The sequence below is a fragment of the Flavihumibacter sp. CACIAM 22H1 genome, from assembly GCF_001601815.1.
Lineage (GTDB): Bacteria > Bacteroidota > Bacteroidia > Chitinophagales > Chitinophagaceae > Flavihumibacter.
This window is the reverse complement of record NZ_LUKG01000080.1, coordinates 13,284-18,193: the sequence shown is the minus strand read 5'-3', so window position 1 is coordinate 18,193 and position 4,910 is coordinate 13,284. Positions and strand designations below refer to the sequence as shown.

At 45.1% G+C, this 4,910-nt stretch carries 2 protein-coding genes; one reads left to right on the top strand and one right to left on the bottom strand.

Annotation, left to right across the window (positions count from 1 at the left end; all coding sequences use genetic code 11):
* Positions 1-101: 101 nt before the first annotated feature.
* The gene (locus A1D16_RS17725; protein WP_290711970.1) at positions 102-2,600 is read left to right on the top strand and encodes a cation-translocating P-type ATPase; all 2,499 of its coding nucleotides are present in this window, start codon (positions 102-104) and stop codon (positions 2,598-2,600) included.
* On the opposite strand, the gene A1D16_RS17720 is transcribed toward A1D16_RS17725, so the two are convergent.
* The coding region (locus tag A1D16_RS17720; protein WP_290711968.1) for a PAS domain S-box protein at positions 2,569-4,910 on the bottom strand (2,342 nt) is incomplete at its 5' end. The genes A1D16_RS17725 and A1D16_RS17720 overlap by 32 nt on opposite strands.

The following is a 4,910-nucleotide window of genomic DNA, read 5'->3' as shown; positions in this document are numbered from 1 at the left end:
GCTTTACTGGGAATGGCCTTTGCATTTGAACAGGCAAACCCTGCCAGGAAAAAACCAGGTTTCCTGGAAGAATATTCACAATAAGCGGAAAGTACTGAACTATGAACGGGCAACCTGCTACTTCTTTAAAGGGCTTAGCTTCTGCTGAGGTTGAAAAAGCAAGGGCTGTTTATGGATGGAATGAACTTACACACAAAAAAGAAATACCGTTATGGCGGGCTATTAAAGACCTTGTAAAAGAACCGATGTTCTTATTACTGCTGGCTGCCGCAACCCTGTATTTTATTAGCGGGCAAACCAGCGAAGCCTTGTTTATGGCTGTTGCCATTGTGTTAGTAAGCGCTATTTCCCTTTACCAGGATGCCAGGAGCAGGCATGCACTGGATGCACTTAAAAAATTAACCCAACCGGTTGCCCGGGTAATCCGCGATGGAATGGAAATAGACCTCCCATCCAGGCAACTGGTACCGGGTGATTATTTTATCGTGGAAGAAGGAGGCGTTATTCCTGCCGACGGTCAAATCCTGCAGTCGAATGACTGCAGTGTAAATGAATCGATCCTTACCGGTGAATCGTTTACGGTTTCAAAAGAAGTCAACAGCCCCTCTAACCTGCTTTACCAGGGAACCTTTCTTACCAGTGGCCTTGCCATTGCAGAAGTTGTTGCCATAGGACAACAAACCAAATTAGGCCAGATCGGGAAACAACTGGCAGAAATTAAGGAAGAACCTACCCCTCTTCAGCAGCAAATCGCCTCTTTTGTAAAAAAAATGGCACTTGCCGGTATCTTTATTTTTTTACTGGTTTGGCTGATCCATTACCTGCAAACACGGGTATTGTTAGATAGTTTATTAAAAGCACTTACCCTGGCAATGAGCGTACTTCCGGAAGAAATTCCGGTTGCATTTACCACCTTCATGGCCCTGGGAGCCTGGCGATTACTTCAAATGGGAATTATAGTTAAACAAACAACCACAGTAGAAGCATTGGGCTCTGCTTCGGTGATCTGTACGGATAAAACCGGTACCCTTACCGAAAACAAAATGAGTTTGGCAGCCCGTTGGTACCGTACAGACATTACCGATGATGCGGAATTGATTCGGGTAGCTATGTTTGCGAGTGAGCCCATCCCATTTGACCCTATGGAAAAAGCCTTGCATGAGGCCTATGCGGCCAGTGCAGAAAATGATGAGCGCTCCTTTTTCCAACTGGAAAAAGAGTATCCTTTAAGTGGCAAGCCGCCCATGATGACCCATATTTTCAGTGCCTCAGGCGGTAGGCGTATAATCGCTGCTAAAGGAGCCCCGGAAGCAATTTTTGCCGTTGCAAAACTGGAGTCAGACCAACGCAGGGAAGCTGAAAAAATGGTAGCAGATTTTGCGGCAAAGGGGTACCGGGTGCTGGCAGTTGCCAAGGCAATATTTCCGGAAATGTCTACCGATTATCCGGCGATACAGCAGGACTTCTCCTTTCAATTACTGGGATTACTGGCTTTTTACGATCCTCCCAAACCAGGAATTACCGATGTTCTAAAGGCATTTTATGAGGCCGGTATAAAGGTTAAACTATTAACCGGCGATAATGTTATCACTACCCGGTCCATTGCCCGGGAAATAGGGTTCCAGGGAAGCGATACGGCCATCGAAGGAAATGCACTAATCGGGTTATCTGCCGCTGAATTAGGCCATCAAATTCAAACCCACCAGGTTTTTGCAAGAATGTTTCCGGAAGCTAAATTAGCGGTCATCGACAACCTTAAAAGCGCTCAGGAAGTGGTGGCCATGACTGGTGATGGCGTTAATGATGGGCCGGCTTTGAAAGCTGCCCATATTGGAATTGCCATGGGTAATAAAGGTTCAGAGCTTGCAAAAAAAGCAGCTTCTCTTATTTTAACAGATGACGATCTTGGCAAAATGGTGGATGCAGTAGCAATGGGAAGAAAAATTTATTCCAATCTTAAAAAAGCTATCCGCTATATTATTTCCATCCATATACCCATTATACTGACGGTGTTTCTACCCCTTGCCTTAGGATGGATTTATCCCTCCATTTTTACCCCGGTTCATGTAATTTTCCTGGAACTGATAATGGGGCCCACCTGTTCAATCATCTATGAAAATGAGCCCCTGGAAGCAGGTACCATGCAAGCCCCACCCCACCCCTTTCAAGCTAATTTTTTCAATTGGCGAGAACTTAGTTTAAGTGTTGTCCAGGGCCTGATTATAACCATTGCCTGTTTGGGAATTTATCAATACGGGCTATCCGCTGGAATGGATGAAAACGGTGTACGCACCCTGGTTTTCCTAACCTTAATAACAGCTAATATCTTCCTTACACTGGCAAACAGATCCTTCCAATACACCATATTCACCACTATCCGTTATGAAAACAAACTGGTTCCGCTGATTATTTTAGTAACGCTGGCAATTACAATACTGCTGTTATGGGTGCCTGTATTTCAACGTTTCTTTGGCTTCAGGTTGCTGTCCTATCACCAATACCTGGCATGCCTGCTTGCAGGATCTGTATCTGTACTCTGGCTGGAACCGGTTAAGGCCTTTTTATTGCTCAGGAAGAAAAATCCGGTAAATAAATCCTGAAGCTTGCTCCCTGCCCGGTTTCCCCGGTAGCAATAATTTCTCCCTGGTGATTGTCCACAATCTTTTTACAAATAGCCAGGCCAATACCGGTTCCGGGAAATGATTCCTTACCATGCAGGCGCTGAAAGACCTGGAAAATTTTTTCGCGATAGGAATTATCAAAACCGATCCCATTATCGGCAACTTCTATAACATGATAAGACCAGTCGGGGTGAAGGTTTTCACCGGTTAGCTCCCCTGGTTCCCATTTTTTATAGCGGATCTGAATCAACGGATTTTTGGAAGGGTCCGAGAATTTGATAGCATTACTGAGAAGGTTGGTAAACAGTTGTTCCATTTGAAAAGGAATGGCCCAGATAACGGGTAATGCGTCCTGCCGGAACTCGATTTTTCGTTGTTCTATACCTTCTTCGAGTTGTTGAATTATGGTATCGAGGAGGTAAGCAAGATCTGTTTTTGCAAAATGGTTATCCATTTTATTTACCCGCGAATAGGACAACAAATCAAGCACCAGCTGTTGCATTCGTTCTGCGGTTGACCGTAAACGCTGTAAAATTTCTGTACCTCTTTCAGAAAGCCGCGTTTTTTCCATATCGGCCACCATGGTTGCAAAGGTTTGGATTTTGCGCAGGGGTTCCTGCAGATCATGGCTGGCAACGTAAGCAAATTGGGCAAGTTCTGTATTGGAATTCAGCAGGGCCTCGTTCGACTTCTTCAGTTCCTGTGTCCGTTCTTCTACCTGTGCTTCCAGTTCATCGGTAAATACTTTGTGTTCATGGATATCTGTGCTACTACCTACCCACATTTCAATCTGCCCCTCTTCGTTGTATTGGGGTACTGCCCTGCTTAACTGCCAGCGATACACCCCATCGTGCCGGCGAAACCGGTGTTCAAATAAAAAGGGGTTGCCACTTTGTATAGACTCCATCCAGAACCTGACATTTTCGTCGCGGTCATCTGGGTGAACTATTTCCAGCCAACCCAGTTTTGCCAGTTCTTCCGGGCTGAATCCGGAATATTCATACACCGATTTATTAAAATAATATAACTGTCCGACGGCATCGCCAATCCATACCATGGCCGGCAATGTATCTGCCAGTGTACGGAATCTTTTTTCACTGCTACGGAGCGCCAGCATGGTGGCTTTTTCTTCCGTAATATCAAGAATGGTTCCGGTTAATCGAACCGGTTTTCCGGCTTCATTAAAAATTACTTTACCCCAGGCTTTTACCCAATGTAATTCTTTTTCTTTCCGGTATAACCTGAATTCGTATTCCAGCACACCGGTTTTAAGCGAGCGTTCATGTGCCTGTTTTCGGACCAGCAAATCGTCTGGATGTATTCTCGACACCAGTTCATTGCGGCCTACAGGCGCATCCGGATCAACCCCGAAAATTTCAAGAAATCCCCGGGAGTAATACATTTCATTCGTGAGCAGGTCTACTTCATAATTGCCCATGCCCGTTGCATTGATGGCCAATTGCAACCGCTCTTCGGCCTCTTTGGCCAGGCGTTTCGCCCTTACAGCCTCGGTAACATCGTAGGCACTTACCAGTACGCCGGTAACCTGGTTGCTGGCATCGTCTTTCAGTGGAGCATATTCAAAATCGAGGTAAAAGACTTTTCGTCCGTCCTCCGCATCAATAATTGCTTCTGCCTCTTTGGCCCGGATTGTTTCGCCGCTTTCAATAACCTGCTTCAGCAGTTCAGGAAAGGCCTGACCTTCCAGTTCAGGAAAAACCTCCAGTAAAGAGCGTCCTTCTATATCAGCGGACTTCCTTCGCCAAAACCTTTCCAGCATTAATTGATTGGCCATTTCAATGATAAGTTCAGAACTTCTTAAAATAGCCATGGCAATGGGTGATTCCATGATCATTTTTCGGAAATTCTTTTCTCTTTCCACGATCATCTGCCTGGAAACAACCAGTTCAGTTACTTCGGAAGCAATGACAACAATTCCGGTAATTACCCCGTCATCATTCCTCAAGGGCTGATAAATAAGGTTAAAATAAGCTGTTTGGACCTTACCGGAACGACGCAGGCTTACCTCAAAATTTGTTGCAGTAAAGGTTTCTCCCGTATTAAGTACATTCAGTAAAATGGGTTCAACCAGTTCCCGTACCTCGGGCAGCACATCAAACAATGCCTTATTTAAAATATCTTCTGATGGCCTGGCTAGCAATTCCAGGTAGGCATCATTTGCCATTTCAACAATAAACTCCCTACCCATCAAAATACACAATCCTACAGGGGCCTGTTTAGCAATTTCCTGGAAACTTTTCCGCATACGAACCTCAGAAGTTTTTGCAA

Bases quoted from the DNA above. Each gene is read 5' to 3' on its own strand.
- A1D16_RS17725 (WP_290711970.1), top strand. From the start codon at position 102: ATGAACGGGCAACCTGCTACTTCTTTAAAGGGCTTAGCTTCTGCTGAG.